Annotated in this window: 10 protein-coding genes and 1 tRNA gene; 2 read left to right on the forward strand and 9 right to left on the reverse strand. The window is 68.1% G+C overall.

All coding sequences use genetic code 11. From position 1 onward, the window contains the following. Positions 1-54 precede the first annotated feature (54 nt). The 8 genes from ROZ37_RS01185 to ROZ37_RS01220 all read right to left on the reverse strand — a co-directional run bounded on the left by ROZ37_RS01185 (position 55) and on the right by ROZ37_RS01220 (position 11,808). The gene (locus ROZ37_RS01185) at positions 55-3,066 is read right to left on the reverse strand and encodes an EAL domain-containing protein (RefSeq protein ID WP_312656826.1); all 3,012 of its coding nucleotides are present in this window, start codon (positions 3,064-3,066) and stop codon (positions 55-57) included. A gap of 27 nt (positions 3,067-3,093) precedes the next feature. Then, on the reverse strand, positions 3,094-4,200 hold the full coding sequence (cheB, locus tag ROZ37_RS01190) for a chemotaxis-specific protein-glutamate methyltransferase CheB (protein WP_312656828.1): 1,107 nt from the start codon (positions 4,198-4,200) through the stop codon (positions 3,094-3,096). Next, positions 4,197-6,677: a response regulator gene (locus tag ROZ37_RS01195; RefSeq protein WP_312656830.1), complete on the reverse strand. Its 2,481-nt coding sequence runs from the start codon at positions 6,675-6,677 to the stop codon at positions 4,197-4,199. The genes cheB and ROZ37_RS01195 overlap by 4 nt, the downstream gene beginning before the upstream one ends. Before the next feature lie 14 nt (positions 6,678-6,691). Then, on the reverse strand, positions 6,692-8,443 hold the full coding sequence (locus tag ROZ37_RS01200; RefSeq protein WP_312656832.1) for a methyl-accepting chemotaxis protein: 1,752 nt from the start codon (positions 8,441-8,443) through the stop codon (positions 6,692-6,694). Between the two features lie 137 nt (positions 8,444-8,580). Next, positions 8,581-9,180 carry a chemotaxis protein CheW gene (locus ROZ37_RS01205; RefSeq protein ID WP_312656834.1) on the reverse strand — a complete coding sequence of 200 codons (600 nt, stop codon included), beginning with the start codon at positions 9,178-9,180 and terminating at the stop codon, positions 8,581-8,583. Next, complete coding sequence (locus tag ROZ37_RS01210; protein WP_312656836.1) at positions 9,177-10,625, reverse strand: CheR family methyltransferase; 1,449 nt, start codon at positions 10,623-10,625, stop codon at positions 9,177-9,179. The genes ROZ37_RS01205 and ROZ37_RS01210 overlap by 4 nt, the downstream gene beginning before the upstream one ends. Before the next feature lie 9 nt (positions 10,626-10,634). After that, the gene (locus ROZ37_RS01215) at positions 10,635-11,087 is read right to left on the reverse strand and encodes a chemotaxis protein CheW (RefSeq protein WP_312656838.1); all 453 of its coding nucleotides are present in this window, start codon (positions 11,085-11,087) and stop codon (positions 10,635-10,637) included. A gap of 223 nt (positions 11,088-11,310) precedes the next feature. Next, on the reverse strand, positions 11,311-11,808 hold the full coding sequence (locus ROZ37_RS01220) for a Dps family protein (RefSeq protein WP_312656840.1): 498 nt from the start codon (positions 11,806-11,808) through the stop codon (positions 11,311-11,313). A gap of 550 nt (positions 11,809-12,358) precedes the next feature. On the opposite strand from ROZ37_RS01220, the gene ROZ37_RS01225 reads away from it, so the two are divergent. Further along, positions 12,359-13,627, forward strand: a complete 1,269-nt coding sequence (locus ROZ37_RS01225) for a DUF1615 domain-containing protein (protein ID WP_312656842.1) — start codon at positions 12,359-12,361, stop codon at positions 13,625-13,627. Between the two features lie 284 nt (positions 13,628-13,911). Here the strand turns inward: ROZ37_RS01225 and ROZ37_RS01230 are convergent. Continuing rightward, positions 13,912-13,981 (reverse strand) — tRNA-Thr (locus tag ROZ37_RS01230). A gap of 138 nt (positions 13,982-14,119) precedes the next feature. On the opposite strand from ROZ37_RS01230, the gene ROZ37_RS01235 reads away from it, so the two are divergent. Continuing rightward, the gene (locus tag ROZ37_RS01235; protein WP_312656844.1) at positions 14,120-15,493 is read left to right on the forward strand and encodes an integrase family protein; all 1,374 of its coding nucleotides are present in this window, start codon (positions 14,120-14,122) and stop codon (positions 15,491-15,493) included. The last annotated feature ends 2 nt before the right edge of the window (positions 15,494-15,495 follow it).

A 15,495-nucleotide genomic window follows, 5' to 3' on the forward strand; every position in this document is an offset into this window, starting at 1 on the left:
CGTCCACGCGCGGATGGCGGAACCGCGTCGAACTTCGGCCCGCTACCGCGGCCCCTAGGGCGCGACGCGCTCCGACCGGTTGGCGGCGTCGGGAAGCACGAGCGTCTTGCGCGCGAGCAGCAATTGCAGGCACTCGGCGGCCGGCAACGGTCGGCTGAAGAGGTAGCCCTGCATCTCGTCGCAACCGAGCTGCCAAAGGTGATTCATCTGCTCCTCGCGCTCGACGCCTTCGGCGATCACCTGCAACCCGAGGTTGTGACCGAGCCCGATCACGCCGGAGCACACCGCCTGCGCGCCGCTGTCGGTCGTGACGTCGCGGACGAAGCTCTGGTCGATCTTCAGCAGGTCGATCGGCAAGCGGGTCAGGTAGCTGAGCGACGAGTACCCGGTGCCGAAATCGTCCACCGCGACGCGGATGCCCATCGCGCGGATCGCGCCGAGCTTGTGGATGTTCGCTTCGACATCCTCCATCAGCACGCTCTCGGTGAGTTCGAGGTCGAGATACGCGCGCGACGCCGGGTAAGCCTGGAGCGCCTGCTCGAACCACGCGATCGAATCCTTCCTGCGCAACTGGACGGCCGAGACGTTGACGGCGATCCGCGGCAGCTCGACGCCGGCCGCGAGCCACTCGGTGGCATCCGAAAGCGCCTTCTCGACGACCCAGCGGCCGGTCTCGACGATCAGCCCGGTCTCCTCGAGGATCGGGATGAACGCCGCGGGCGCGATCAGGCCCTTTTCGGGATGGTTCCAGCGGATCAGCGCTTCGAGCCCGATGATCGTTCCGTCGCGCAGGCTGACTTTCGGCTGGTAGTGCAGCACGAACTCGTCGCGTTCGAGCGCGCGGTGCAGCCGGTTTTCGAACGACAGTTGCTCCGACACCCGCGCGTTCATCTCCGGCGCATAGAAAAGGTAGCTCTCGTCGTTCGTCCGCGCCTTCAGCAGCGCCGTTTCGGCGTTCGCGAACAGCGTCTCCGCGTCGAGCCCGTCGCTCGGATACAGCGCGACGCCGAAGCGGAACTTCAGGTGCAGATCGGTGCCGTCGATCGAATACGGACGGTCGAGGGACTCGCTCATCGCACGATCGAGCAGGTGGGCGACATCCGCGGCATCGTCGAACCCGGAGACCACTGCGGCGAAATGATCGCCGCCGAGGCGGGCGATCCGGTCCTTGCCCGAAAAGGCGGCCACGAGCCGTTCGCCGACGAGCTTGAGCAGCGCATCCCCGGCGTGACGGCCGAAAGTGTCGTTGATGCTCTTGAAGCGCTCGATGTTGATCAGCAGCACCGCGACCAGCGACCCGCCGGCGGTCTCACCGCGGGTCTGCACGAGTTGAACGACGCGATCGTGGAACAGGGCGCGGTTCGGCAGGCCGGTCAGCGCGTCGTAATACGCGAGGTAGTCGAGTTGTTCGCCCTTGCTGATATATTCGAGCGCGAACGAGATGTCGCCGGCGAGTTCGACGAGGAGCTTGAGCTCCATCTCGTCCTCGAACACGCCGGTCTGCGCCGCGTACAGCGCGAGCACACCGGCCAGGCGCTGGTCCTCGAACAGCGGGAATACCGCCTTCGAACGGCATCCCATCGCGAGTGCGTCGTTCGGAAAGATCTCGCAGCCCGCCGACGCGAGGTCATTGCACGTCGCATAGCTGCGCCGCTCCATCGCGACGCCGATCAGTCCCGCGCGGGCGTCCAGCAGCGCGCTGTCCGCCGCCGACAGTTCCCGGCCGGCCGAACGCGACAGGTCGCTATTTCCCGCGACCCACGCAGCCGGTCTGATCGTCTGCGAGCCGGGATCGAGCACGCCGATCCACGCGAGGCGGAACTTCCCGAGCTCGACGGCGATGCGGCAAGCCTCCCGGAACAGCTCGCCGCGATCGTGCATCCTGACGATCGCGGTGTTGATGCCTGAGAGCACCGCGTAGATCCGGTTCAAACTCGCGACCTTCTGCTCGGCGCGGGTGCGCTCGACGACCTCCGCCTGCAGCGCAGCGGTGCGCTTCGCGACGAGTTCCTCGAGATGCCGGTAGAGCTGCGCGCGCTGGATCGCGAGGGCGACCTGGCTGCCGACCGCTTCGAGCAGGCGGAGATCCTCGGCGCTGAAGTACCCGCTGTCGTCGCGCACGATGTTCATCAGGCCGAGGCTGTGTTCGCCCGCCATCAGCGGTACGACCGCGTGCGTCCGCGCGAGGTGTTCTCCCGCGGCGACGCCCTGCAGGCGCTCGCACTCGACGAGCGCGACGTCGTGCCGCAGCTCGCCTTCGCGCAGCATGCGGCGGCATCGGCAATCCGCCGCGAGCGCGACGACGTCGTGCAGCGGTGCCGGCAGCGAACCGCTTGCGACGGTGCGCAGCCCGCCATGCCCGTCATCGAGCCATACCCATCCGGCGCGGAAATCGGGCAGCTCGAGCAGGCCCGCGAGCGCCTGCTCGCACGCATCGGTTTCGGTCGTCACCCGGTTCAGCTCGCCGGCGATGCGGTAGAGCATCCGGAGCGTGCGGTTCGACAGCGCGATCTCGCGCTGCTGCGCCTGCAGCTCCTCGTTCATGTGCACCGCTTCGTCGTACGTCGAGACCAGCAGGTCGACGATCTGCTCGCGCCCCGACGCGATGTAGTGCTTGCGGCCCCCCATGTAGATTTCCATCCCCTCGTCCGCGGGGCCGGCCTTGCGCAGCTCGCGGTTGAGCAGGATGTATTCGACGCGCGCGAGGAGCGCGGTCGGTTCGTACGGCTTGCGGATGAAATGGTCAGCACCGCATTCGAGGCTCTTCGCGATGTCCTGCACGCCCGACAGCGACGTGACGATCACCACCGGGATGTCCGCGAGCGCCGGGTCGGACTTGATCGCAGCGCACAGTCCGTAGCCGTCCATCTCGGGCATCACGACGTCGGAGATCACGAGCGCGGGTCGGCGCTCGCGCACCGCGGCCAGCGCCACCCGGCCGTTGGGCGCGACGCGGACGGTGTGTCCCTGCTGTTCGAGCAGAAAACGCAGCTTCTCGGCCTGCGTCGGGCTGTCCTCGGCAATGACGATATCCACGCGCGGAATCCTGTTGTCTTCGTTCGCCACGACCCACTTCTCCTTCGGCATCCTCAGCTATGAATGTGGCTTCATCCGGTCACGGGCGACGAGACCGGCGAGCATCATTGCGATTTTCTGCGGCGGCAGCACGTACTGGGCCGCACCGAGCGCGACTGCCGCGCCGGGCATACCGAAGACGACGGACGATTCGCGGTCCTGCGCAAACGTAGCGCTTCCGCCTTCCCGCAGGAGCTTGAGTTCCTGCGCGCCGTCCCGCCCCATGCCGGTCAGCAACACCGCGGCGGCAGCAGCCCCGAACGCCGCGGCCGCCGAGCGGAACAGCACCGACACCGACGGCTTCACGCCGTGTTCCTTCGGCCCGTCGACGAGCGCGACCGTCCCGGGTGAGCGTACCTGCAGATGACTTCCGCTCGGCGCGACATACGCGACGCCCGAGCGCGTCTCCTCGCCGTCGGTCGCGACCCGCACCGCATAGCCGCTGCTGTCGCCCAGCCATTGCGCGAAGCCCTCGACGAAGGTATCGGAGATGTGCTGCACGACCAGGATCGGCGCCGGCAGGTCTTTCGGCAGCGCCGACAGCAACTCCTTCAGCGCGATCGGGCCGCCGGTCGAGGCGCCCGCGACGACGACGCGGATCGAACTCCCCGGTCGCGGGCCAAGGCCAGCCGGGGCGGCCGGGGCGGCCGGGGCGGCCGGGGCGCTCGACGCGTCGGCGTGACGCGGCCAGCGCCTGACGACTGGGACTTCCGACATCACCCGCACGGTACGGACGAGCTCCGCGGCCTCGACGTCGAACCGCGGATGCCCGGGGCCGCGCGGCTTCGCCAGCACCGCGAGCGCCCCCGCATCGATCGCACGGAAGTTCGCCGCAACTTCGTTCGCGTCGCTCGTCGCCGTCGCCATCACGATGCGCGTCGGACAGGTTTCCATGATCCTGCGCGTCGCCGCAAAGCCGTCCATGCCCGGCAGATGGATATCCATCAGGATGACGTCCGGACGAAGCCGTTCGGCTTCGCGCACCGCCTCTTCGCCGTCGCTCGCCATTCCGACGACCTGGATGCGCGACGCGCCGCCGAGGACATGCGCGAGCAGTTCGCGCGCGACCGGCGAATCGTCGACGACCAGCACCCTGACCGTTCCTCCGGCCGCGACAGCATTCATGTGAGCCTCCTGATCACGGCCAGCAGATCGCTCTGGTCGAAGCTGCTCTTGACGACGTAGGCGTTGGCCCCCGCCTCGACGCCTCGTTCGCGATGTTCGCGCGACGCCAGTGCAGTCACAAGGACCACGGGCAAATCGGCGAGTTTCCGGTCCTGGCGGATCCGCTCGGTCAGCGCGAAGCCGTCCATCCGCGGCATTTCGACGTCGGACACGACGAGATCGAAGTGCGCGGTGTGCAGGGCGGTCAGCGCGTCCACGCCGTCGACCGCGGTCACGACGTCGTAGCCCGACGATTCGAGGATGTTCTTCAGCAGCGTGCGCGAGGTCACCGAGTCCTCGACGACGAGCAAGGACAGTCGCGCCTCTTTCTCGTCAGGCCCTGCCGAGGCCACGGTGCGCGGCGCAATCGTCGATGCGCCCGGGCCTGCGGCGACCGACCCGGCCGATCTGTCCGCGCCTGCACCGTTCGGCGCCGCGTCGATCGGCGCCGGCGACAGCGCCGCCGCGGCGAGTGCCGACTTCATTAGGTCCGGGACGCTCAGGATCGGCACGACGCGGCCGGCGCCGACCACCGTCGCACCGGCGACGTTGCGCACGCGCCGCAGCTGTGGCCCGAGCCCTTTCACGAGCACCTCCTGGTCGCCGAGCACCGCGTCGACGGCGAACGCGATGCGCCGGCCTTCGCTCGCCAGCAGCACGACGCAAAGGTGGCTGGCGTCCCGCCGCCCCGAAGCGGACGGCAGGTCCAGGACATCGGCGAGGCGGACGAGCGACAGCGCCTCGCCGCCGAGCTCGATCGCGTCGCGGTTGCCCGCGGTCCGCACCGAGCTCGCGCCGATCCGCGCGACCCGCTCGACATCACGCACGGGAATCACGAACTGGTGGTCGCCAACGCCGACGAGCAGTCCGTGAAAGTTCGCGAGCGAGGTCGGAAGCACGATCCGGAACGCCGTGCCCCCTTCGGCGGGCGACTCGATCGCGATGCTGCCGCCGAGCTTCTCGATCTTCTCGCGGACGATCGCGAGCCCGAGTCCGCGCCCCGAAATGCCGGTCAGCTCCGGGCTCGTCGACAGGCCCGACGCGTACACCAGCGCCTGCGCCGCGTCGTCGGACAGCCCGTCCGCGTCGGCCGGCGCAACGAGGCCCAGCGCGACCGCCGCGGCGGCAACCTTGCGCGCGTCGATCCCGGCGCCGTCGTCGGCAATCCGCAGTTCGACCCTGTTGCCTTCCTTCGACAGCACCGCGACGTGGATTCGCCCGCGTGCGCCCTTGCCCCGGCGCACGCGCTCGTCGGGCGCCTCGATGCCGTGGTCGACCGCGTTGCGGACGAGGTGGATCAGCGGATCCTTCAACTGTTCGAGGATGCGCCGGTCGATCTCGATCGCTTCGCCGTCGATGCGCAGCTCCACCTGCTTGGCGCTGTCGCGCGCGAGATCGCGGACGAGTCGCGGCAGCAGCTCGAACACGACGCCGAACGGCTGAACGAGCATCTGCTTCACGTCGTCGCGCAACGCGTCGGCAAGGCCCGCGAGCGTGCGCCGTTCCCGCTCGGCCACGCGTTGCAGCGCGTTCACTCGGTCACAGAGTGCCTTCACGTAGTGTTCGTCCCGCTCCACCGCATCGAGCACCCCGTCGACCGTCGGCCCGCGTTGGCCGGGGATTGTTCCGATCCTGTGTGACCGCGTCGCTCCGCCGGCGCCGGTGCCGTTCGCGTTGCGCTCGCTCGCGCGGCGAAGCGCCCGAACGTCGTGGGCGGTCCGACTCCACGACTTCCTCCACGCGGACAGTTCCGCGCACACCGCGTGCAGTTCGGCTGCAAGCTGGCCGGCGCCGACCTTGAACGCGAGAAGTTCTTCCGCCTGGACGAGCACCGCGCCGAGCCTCGCCGCCGGGATGCGGATGGTTTCGCCCGGGCTGCGCGCGGACTCCATCCGCGCACGCCTCGCAGTCGGGCGCGCCGCGTCCGCCGCGTCGCCCTTCGCCACAGTCGGCTGCGCAGCAGTCGGCATGTCCGCCGCCTGGGAAGGTTCCACCGGCGTCCTCCCCTGCGTGTCGGCGGGGCTGGCCGGTGGCGAACGAAGCGCGGCGCCGCCCGCGACGAAGCCTGCTTGCGACGCGGGGCTGACGGGCGCGGTGGCATCCGCGGCCAGCAGCGCCGCGAGCTCGTCCGTGCGCAGCGCAAGCGCTTCGACGAACGCGGGTGTGGGGCTCACCGCCTCCCGTTTCAGCTTCGCAAGGCGCGTCTCGAGGTCGGCGCACACAGCTTCGACCTCGGCGAGGTTCACCGCCCGCGCCGCGCCCTTCAGGCTGTGCGCCTCGCGGAACAGGGTCTCGACCGCCTGTCGTCCGCGCTCGGCGGAAACGGGTTGCTCCAGTTCGCGCAGCAGCGCGGAGATCGCACGCAGATGCTCGTCGGCTTCGAGCCGGAACGTCGCGCGAAGGTGATTCAGAAACGCGTCGGCGTCGAGAGGCGGCATCGGGAAGACCCGCGTCAGAACCGGTAGCGCCCGACCATTTCCTTGAGCTTCTGGCCGAGCGCGTGCAGGTTGTGGGCGGCGGCTTCAGCCTGCCGCGTGCTGTCGAGGTTCTGCGTCGTCGCGACCCGAATGTTCGTCGTCGCCGCCGCGAGCTGATCCATCCCGGCGAGCTGCTGCTGCGCCGATACCGCGATCTGGCTCGCCGCATGCGCGCTGTCGTCGATGCTGTCGGCGAGTTGGCGGATCGCGTCGCCGGCCACCTGCGAGCGCAGCACGCCGGTCTCGACGGCGCGCGACCCCTGCTCGGTTGCCATCACCGCGCCGCTGGTCGCCTTCTGGATGTCGCCGAGGATCGCACGCACCTGGCTCGTCGCCTGCTTCGACTGTTCGGCGAGACTCTTCACTTCCTGCGCGACGACCGCGAACCCCCTGCCGAACTCGCCGGCCTTCGCGGCCTCGATCGACGCATTCACCGCGAGCAGGTTCGATTGCTCGGACAGGTCGTTCACGCTGGCGATGATCTCGCCGATGGCCTGGCTCTGCTCGGCGAGGCGGACGATGCTCTCGGCGATCTGCTCCATCTGCTCACGGATCCGCTGCATCGCGTCGGCGCTGTCCTCCACGGCCCGCCGACCGTCCTGGGCGATCTGTGCGGCCTTCTGCGCCCCGTCGGCGACCGTCCGCGCCTTCTGACTCGACAGCGTCGCGGTCTGCTTCACTTCCTCGACCGTCGTCGCGGTTTCCGCGGTGGCCGACGCGGTTTCCGCCGCGGCAGCGGCAACCTGGGTCGTACCGGCGAGGATGTCGGTGGCCGACGAGGCGAGCACGTTGGTGCCGTCGCTGATCTCGCGCGTCATCTCGCGCAGGTTCCGCACCATCGTCGCGAACGCGGTGCCCAGCGCGTCCTCGTCGGATTGCACCTTGACCTGCATCCCGAGGTCGCCCGCCGCGATGCGGGTCGCGACGTCGGTCTTCTCCTGCAGCGATCGCGCCATCTGGTCGAACCTGTCTTCGAGCACCCCGATTTCGTCCGAGCGCGCGGAGACTGCGCCGACCGCGACGATTTCCCCCGCGGCGATCCGCTCGGCGCGCCGGGCGATCGTCTTCAACGGCACCGCGATCACGCGATTGAGAAACGCCGCCGTGAGGATGCCGAACAAGAGGGCCGCCGCACCAACGACGAGGAAGACGCGCATCGTCGACGTGATCCGCTGCTCCGCTTCGGCGACGCCCGCTTGCGCTCGCGCCTGTGCCTCGATTCCGAGGTCCGCGGCAAGCCCGCGGATTGCTTCGAAGCGTTCCTTCTGGATGCCGACGCTGAGTTGCTGCACCTCGTCGCGCCGCCCCTCGCGGAGCATCGCGATCGACTCCTGCCGCGTCGCTCGACTCGCGGCCGCAAGCATGCTCATCCGGTCGAGTTTCGGCGCGAGCAATGCGTCGCGCTCCACCAGAGCCCGCAGATGCGCGATGCGCTCCTCGGCTTCGCGCTCGCCGGCCGTGACCTCCTTCACCAGCGCCTCGTGCTCCGCAGGTCGCAGCTCGACCTGAAGCTGGAGCATCTGCGCACGCACACGGTTCTGCACCGCGCGCAGCTCGACGAGTTCGGTGGCGACGGCGAAGTCCCGTTCGAAGAGCGTTTTCTGCGACTGCAGCAGGTTCGCCATCCCCGCCTGAGCGATCCAGATCACGACGCACAGCAGCACGAGCATCAGGCCGAAGGCGACGAGGAATTTCGTCCGCGTAGAGAGATTGAGGAGCCAGTTCATCGTTCTTCCCTTTTTTGTTTTTTGGTTCTTCGTCTGCCGGAAGCGAATTCCGCCGTTCGCCGTGAAGGTGTTGAGAGGAGGAAATGGGCGTCAGCTTGCTCGGTCCGAACGGTCGCCTTCATCTTTTGCCTTGACGGTTAATAACCCACCTCGTCGGCGACGACAATCGACGGATCGGCGAGGAGCTTCCGGCCGTCGAGGATCACCCCGCGCTCCCGCGTGACGCCGAGGAGGTAATCGGGACGAATCACCGAAAGCGTCGGCAGCGGCGGCTGCACCTCCGACACCGGAATGCTGCGGCTGCCGACGATGCGGTCGGCGAGGATACCGAAGCGCATCTTGCCGTCATCGAGGACGATCGCCTTGTCGAGATCGGTGAGGCCTTTCCGTGCGAGCCCGAAGAATTTCCCGATGTCGAGCATCGACAGAATCTCGCCGCGCAGATGGATGACGCCGAGCACGAAGGCGGGCGTGCCCGGCAGCACGGTCAGTTCGCGCAACGGGACGACTTCGCGGACCCAGACGGATTCGATCGCGTGGCGCTCGTCGGCGAGCATGAATTCCAGCACCTCGACGCTCGCACCGACGGCCGCCGGCAGCGCAACCGCGAGCGCCCGCGCGCGCGCCTCGAGGGCCGCCCGACGCGCGGCGGGGGACGGTACGCGGTGCTCGTCAAGCGCCCGCGCTGCGTCGGTCAAACGCGCATGCACGCGCGCCCAGTCGATGCCCGAGTTCATGAAATGCGCTCCGTAGCGTCGATGATTTCGCGCAAGCGTCCGGCAGTCAGGCCTTCGCCGTCCGGCAGCGGCGCATCGGCGGCGCTCGCGTCGAGAAGGCGCCGGGCGACCGAGAAATGCGCCGCGGCGCGCGAGGGCTGACCGAGGCGGCGCAGGAGATTGGCGAGCGAAAAATGCGCGAGCACATGGTCCGGGTCAATGTAGAGCGCCTGTCTCAGCGCGGCCTTCGCGTCTTGGGGCCGGCCCGATTCCTCGAACACCGACGCGAGCAGATAGCGCAGGCCCGCGTCCGACTTGTCGGCGGCCACCGCGGCTTCGCCCAGACGGCGCGCTTCGTCGAACTCGCCCCGGTTCGCGCACTCGCGGCAAGCGAGGGCGAGGGCTTCCGGGCGGGAAGATGGTCCGGCGGCCGCGCGCTGCCCATGTTGGTCGCGCGGCCGTCGCGGCGCCCGCGCTTGAACGACGCGACGTCCCTGCCCCGCAGGCTCGCCGATATCCGCTCGGGACACTCCGACGCTGCGGGACGCGGGACCGGAGTCGCCGTGCTGCGCCGTCCCTTGCCGGCCGCGGCTTTTCGACATCGGCGAGGCGTGCGCGGTGCCCTCCTTGCGATACAGCAGCGCGTCCCCGATGCGCACCGTCGAGAATCCGGGGAACAATGCGGCGTCGGCCTCCGCCGCGGCGACGATCAGCCAACCGCCGTCGACGACGGAGCGATGGAACCGGCGCGCGACGGCCTCGGCGGCAGAGCGCTCGAAGTACATCAGCACGTTGCGGCAGAACAGAATGTCCATCGCGTTGGTGCCGTTCGTGACCGACGGATAGACGTCGTCGACGAGGTTCAGGTAGGCGAATCGGGGGAGGCAACGCCCGACCTCCCTGACCCGGAAGCGACCACGCCCGGCCGCTTCGAAATGCGCCTGACGCAGCCCGTCGGAAACGCCGCGGAACGACCACTCGCGATAGACGCCCTGCTCCGCGCGGGCGAGCGCATCGACATCGATGTCGGTGCCGAGGACCGCGACGTTCCACGACGCGAGGTCCGGCAGCAGGCGGGCAAGCAGGATCGCGATCGAATAGGCCTCCTCGCCGGTGCTGCAACCCGCGCTCCAGATCCGCAAGTGACGGTCGGTGGCGCGGCGCGCAGCAATCAGCGGGGGCAGGATTTCCGCTTCCAGCGCGGTCCATACCGCGGGGTCGCGGAAGAAATAGGTTTCCCCGACCGTCAGGTGATGCGCGAGCGTGTCGAGACGCCGACGATCGGGCGGGGCCTCCATCAGCATCCGCGCGCACGTCTCGACGTCACCATACCCGAGGCCCGCCGCGGCATCCTCGAGGCCGCGCAGCAGGTCCGCCCGGCGCGACGGCGGAAAATGCAGTCCGGTCCGCTCGGCGACGAACTCGCTGAATCGCTGCAAGACCGTTTCGGGGATCGGCGCCTTCATCCCTTGCTGTTACGCGTCGGCCGCGAGCGCGTCGTCGAGCACACGCTCTTCATCGAGGGACAGGAAGGCGTCGAGGTCCTGGATCAGCACGATCCCGTCGGGAAGCCTCGCGACTGCGCGGAAGTGTTCGGTGCCCGGGGCGACGGATTCCGTCGCTACGATGTCACCGGCATCGAGTTCGACGACGCCCGCAATCTGCTCGACGAGCAGCGCGACCTTGCGCATCCGGGTGCGGGCAATGAGCAGATGGTCGTCGAGGGCGATGTCCCGCGCCGGCAGACCGAAGCGCACGTGCAGGTCGACGACCGGGATGATTTCGCCGTGGACGTCGATGACTCCCCGGACCACGGTCGGAGCGTTCGGCAACGGCGTGACGGCGACGGCGCGCAGGACGCGCTCGACGCTGCACAGGGACAGTCCCAACCGCCGCTCGCCCAAGGTAAAGACCGTAACGGTTTCCATCACCTGCCCATTTTGGGGAACACCTACCGCAAGCATAGTGCCGACGCATACCAATTTGCCAGCGTTTTCTTGTGCCGGCACCGTTGCGGACGTGCTGTGGGGGTATTCGCTTGGCGTGACGGCGCCGATCTCGAACGGGGCCGGCGCGGCCCCGTTTCGCCTCATTGTCCCCGCTGCTGCGTCGGCACCGCTGGGCGGTTCCGGCGCGCAGGCGGGGAGCAGGTCACTCCTCGAGCAGACTGCGCAGCATCCACGCCGTCTTTTCGTGCACTTCGAGCCGCTGCGTGAGCAGGTCGGCAGTCGGCTGGTCGTTCGCGGCCTCGACGACCGGGAACAGGTTGCGAGCGGTGCGCGCGGTCGCTTCCTGTGCGTCGACGAGATAGCGAATCATCTCGAGCGCTTTCGGCACGCCGTCGACCTCCTTGATCGTCGCGAGCTGGACGAACTCCTTGTACGTGCCCGGCGCAGGATGCCCGAGGGCCCGGATGCGCTCGGCGATCAGGTCGAGCGCGCCCCACTGCTCGGTGTATTGCTCCATGAACATCACGTGCAGCGTGTTGAACATCGGACCCTTCACGTTCCAGTGGAAGTTGTGGGTCATCAGATACAGCGTGTAGCTGTCCGCCAGCAGTCCGGACAGGCCCTGGGAAATCTTCAGGCGTTCATCCTCGGACAGGCCGATGTCGATCGCCGTGCGTACGTTCGGATTCTTGTTTGCCATGATGCGCTCCTGATGAAAGTTGGATCGAGGCGCGACCGGCCGATCCCACCGACATTGCGAAATTGGGATACCGGCTCATGCCAACTGCGAAGGGGATTCTGGCACAGGTGTCCGGCGCGGGGCGACCTCGTCGGCGACTGCCTCAGCAGGAACACTGCCGAGGCCGACGCGAACATGCGTCCGTGCCGGTCGTCCGGTCCGCGATCGACTTTCGGGCGACGACCGGCGAGTGCTGCCAAGGGTCGCGCTTCCCCCGCGTATCGCCGCAATCCGGTCTCACGCGTGTCGGGCGAAGCGACGACGAGCACGCCGCAGCGAGACCAGGTACGACTTCGCGCACCTGTCGGGACATGGTAGTGTTCGAGCCCGCCATGGCCCTGGATGCCTCCTCCCGATCTCCCGCGCGTCCGCGTCCTCCTCGGGCGTCACGAACGACGATGCGGGACGTCGACCTGCCGCACATTCGAGCAGCTTCGACAAAGTCCTCCCGGCGTGGTCCCTCCGAACTCCTGTTCCCCTTGATCGAATGAAGAGCGTGCTGCAAAGCGGAATGGCCGCGCTCATGGCCGGTGCATTGCTCGCGGGCTGCGCGACGCAACCCGAACCCGTCGCCGTCCAGCCGCCAGCCCCCGTCGAGACGAAGACGCCCGAAATCCTCGAGCAGGCCCCCGCTTCCCCGCCCGCCGGAATCTTTCGTCCCGACCTTCCGGTCCCGCCGCTGCCGCTTCCGGCACCACTGCCGGGACCGGCGCCCGCGGCGCCCCCGCTCGTACGCCCGCTCCCGACGCAGGGGCAGGCCCGGGTGCTCGAACTCCTGCCGCCAACCCTCACGCGCGACCGCAAGGGGTGGGCGGGAGACATCGCTGACACCTTCGCTGCGCTGCGCCTCGCGCCGACCGACAGCAACGTCTGCGCTGCAATCGCCGTCATCGAACAGGAATCCGGCTTCCAGGCGGATCCCGAAGTTCCTGGTCTGTCGCGGATCGCCTGGCGGGAAATCGAAGCCCGCCGTCAGCGCTACGGCATCCCGAAGCTCGCGCTCGACGCCGCACTGTCGAAAACCTCGCCAACCGGGCAGACCTACAAGCGACGCCTCGACACGCTGCGAACCGAACGGCAGATGAGCGCGCTGTACGACGACATGATCGCCGAGCTGCCCGGCGGCAGCCTCCTCCTGAGCGGCTACAACCCGGTGCGGACCGGCGGGCCGATGCAGGTGAGCGTCGCGTTCGCCGAAGCACACGCCCGCGAGAAGGCTCCCCGGACGTTCAGCGACGGCGACACGCGGCGCGCGGTCTTCACGCGACGCGGAGGCGTCTATTTCGGCATCGCGCACCTCCTCGACTACCCCGCCCCGTACAGCACGCCGCTCTATCGCTTTGCCGACTTCAACGCCGGCCATTACAGCAGCCGCAATGCCGCGTTCCAGCAGGCAGTCGCCCGCCTCACGAAGAAACCCCTCGTCCTCGACGGCGACCTGCTGAGCTACGACAACGGCAGACCGTCGACCAAGCCGAGCGCGACGCAGAAAGCGGTCCTCGCGCTATCGCGCCGCCTGAAACTCGACGCCGACGAGATCAACGCCGGCCTGCGCCAGGAAAAGACGGACGCCTTTGCCCGCACGCCGGTGTATCAGCGCCTCTTCTCGCTCGCAGACGGTTCCTCCGGCGGCCGAACGCCGCGCGAAGCAATGCCGCGAATCAACCTGAAAAGCCCGAAGATCCAGCGCAAGCTCACGACCGAGTGGTTCGCGAAGCGGGTGAACATGCGATACGGCAACTGCATGGTGCGAGCCGCGCGCAGCGGAATGCCGAACTGAGCGCGACGACGGTCGAGCGGTTCGAAGTCGTGGGCCTGTAAAGTCGGCGTGCCGATGCGAATCCTGCGTGCCTACGTTGCCGAGGCGTCGAAGAACAGGATCTTCACCGGCCCGACGGATATATAGAAAGCTTGCGACCCCAGCCGGGTCGCCGGACGAGTCCCGGGAAATGCCGGGGCCGGGAACGTCTCTCGGGAAAGCTCGTACACGCCTCGGCGGCGCTATCGTCGTTCCCGCGCCAAAAAGCAAAAAGGGCCTGCATTTCTGCAGGCCCTTTTCTTGTTTGGTGCTGCTGACCGGAATCGAACTGGTGACCTACTGATTACGAATCAGATTTTCGGCGGTCCAGCAAGCATAGACATCTACCTACCTGCATAGCTCAAGTAATTGTTATCGCGGCGTTTTTGGCACACTGCGGCGGTTTGCATCGGTTGGGGAAATAGACGAAAATATATTTAATCCGTTCCCCAAACGTTCCCCGAGGATTCCACCATGCCCCGCGAGCGCCTTACCCTCTTCAGAATCGCTGCATTCAATCCGACCGGCGAGGGCTTTCTCTGGGACACCGAGATGCCCCGTCTCGCGGTCCGCGCTCGGCCATCGGGCGCACGCTCGTTCATCTTCAAAGGGTCGCTCTCGGGCAAGGAAATCCGGGTCACTATCGGCAGCACCGACGCATGGACCATCGAGGCCGCGCGTGAGCGAGCGCGGGAGTTTCAACGATGGATCGACGATGGGCGGGATCCGCGCGAGGTGCTGCGCGAGCGCGAGACAGCACGCCTCGCCGAGATCGCCGCTGCTGAAGCTGCAGCACAGGCAGCACGGGACGAGGCCGAGCGCCGGGAGCGCTACACCCTGGGCGCGCTCTGTGACGCCTATGTCGCGCACCTTGAGCGCTCGGGCAAGGGCAAGAGCGCAGACGATACGCGCTCGTCGTTCAAATGCCACGTGATCGAGGCGCACCCGAAGATTGCCGCCCTCCCCGCCCGTGACATCACCCCGCACCAGGTGGCCGCGATGGTGCGCAAGGTCCGGGACGCCGGCAAGGAGCGGGCCGCCGGCGTGCTGCGGTCCTATCTGTCGGCCGCGTTCAATGCCGCCCAGCGCGCACCGTTCGATTCCGCCTTGCCGTCGGATTTGATCCCCTTCGCGATCGAGCACAGCCCGGTCGATGCGATTCCGGCGATCCCGGTCAAGCGAGGGGAGCGCACCTTGTCCGCGGCCGAGCTGCGCGCATATCTGGCCGCACTCGGTGACGATCTCGCGGACAAGGCGCTGCGCCTCGCCCTCCTCGCCGGCGGGCAACGCATGGCCCAGCTGCTGCGCGCAAAGGTCAGCGATTACGACGTGGACACGGCAACGCTGCGCCTGTGGGATGGCAAGGGCAAGCGGCAGAGCGCACACGAGCATCTGCTGTCGCTGGCACCGAAGGGCGCCGCCCTCGTCGAGGAGCTCATCGAGCGGGCTCGGAAGCGCGAGCGGGACCGGGCGAAGGCCGCCGGCGAGGAACCGCGCGACGTGGGCGGCATGTGGTTGTTCTCGTCCTACGGCAAAACGCAGATGGTCAACACGACACCCGGTGTCCGCGCTGCCGAAATCAGCGTCGGCATGAAGGGCGAGGCCTTCGACCTGCGCGACATCCGCCGCACCTGCGAGACGATGCTCGCCGGACTGGGCATCAGCAAGGACACCCGTGCTCAACTCTTGTCGCACGGCATCAGCGGCGTGCAGGCCGCGCACTACGACCGGCACGGCTACACCGACGAGAAGCGCGCCGCGCTGGTCGCGTGGGAACGGAAGTTGGACGAAATCGAGAAGGGCAAGAAGCCGGCCGGCAACGTGCGCCAGCTGCGTCACGCATCGTAACG

The sequence above is a fragment of the Aromatoleum sp. genome (genome assembly GCF_032027225.1).
Taxonomy (GTDB): domain Bacteria; phylum Pseudomonadota; class Gammaproteobacteria; order Burkholderiales; family Rhodocyclaceae; genus Aromatoleum.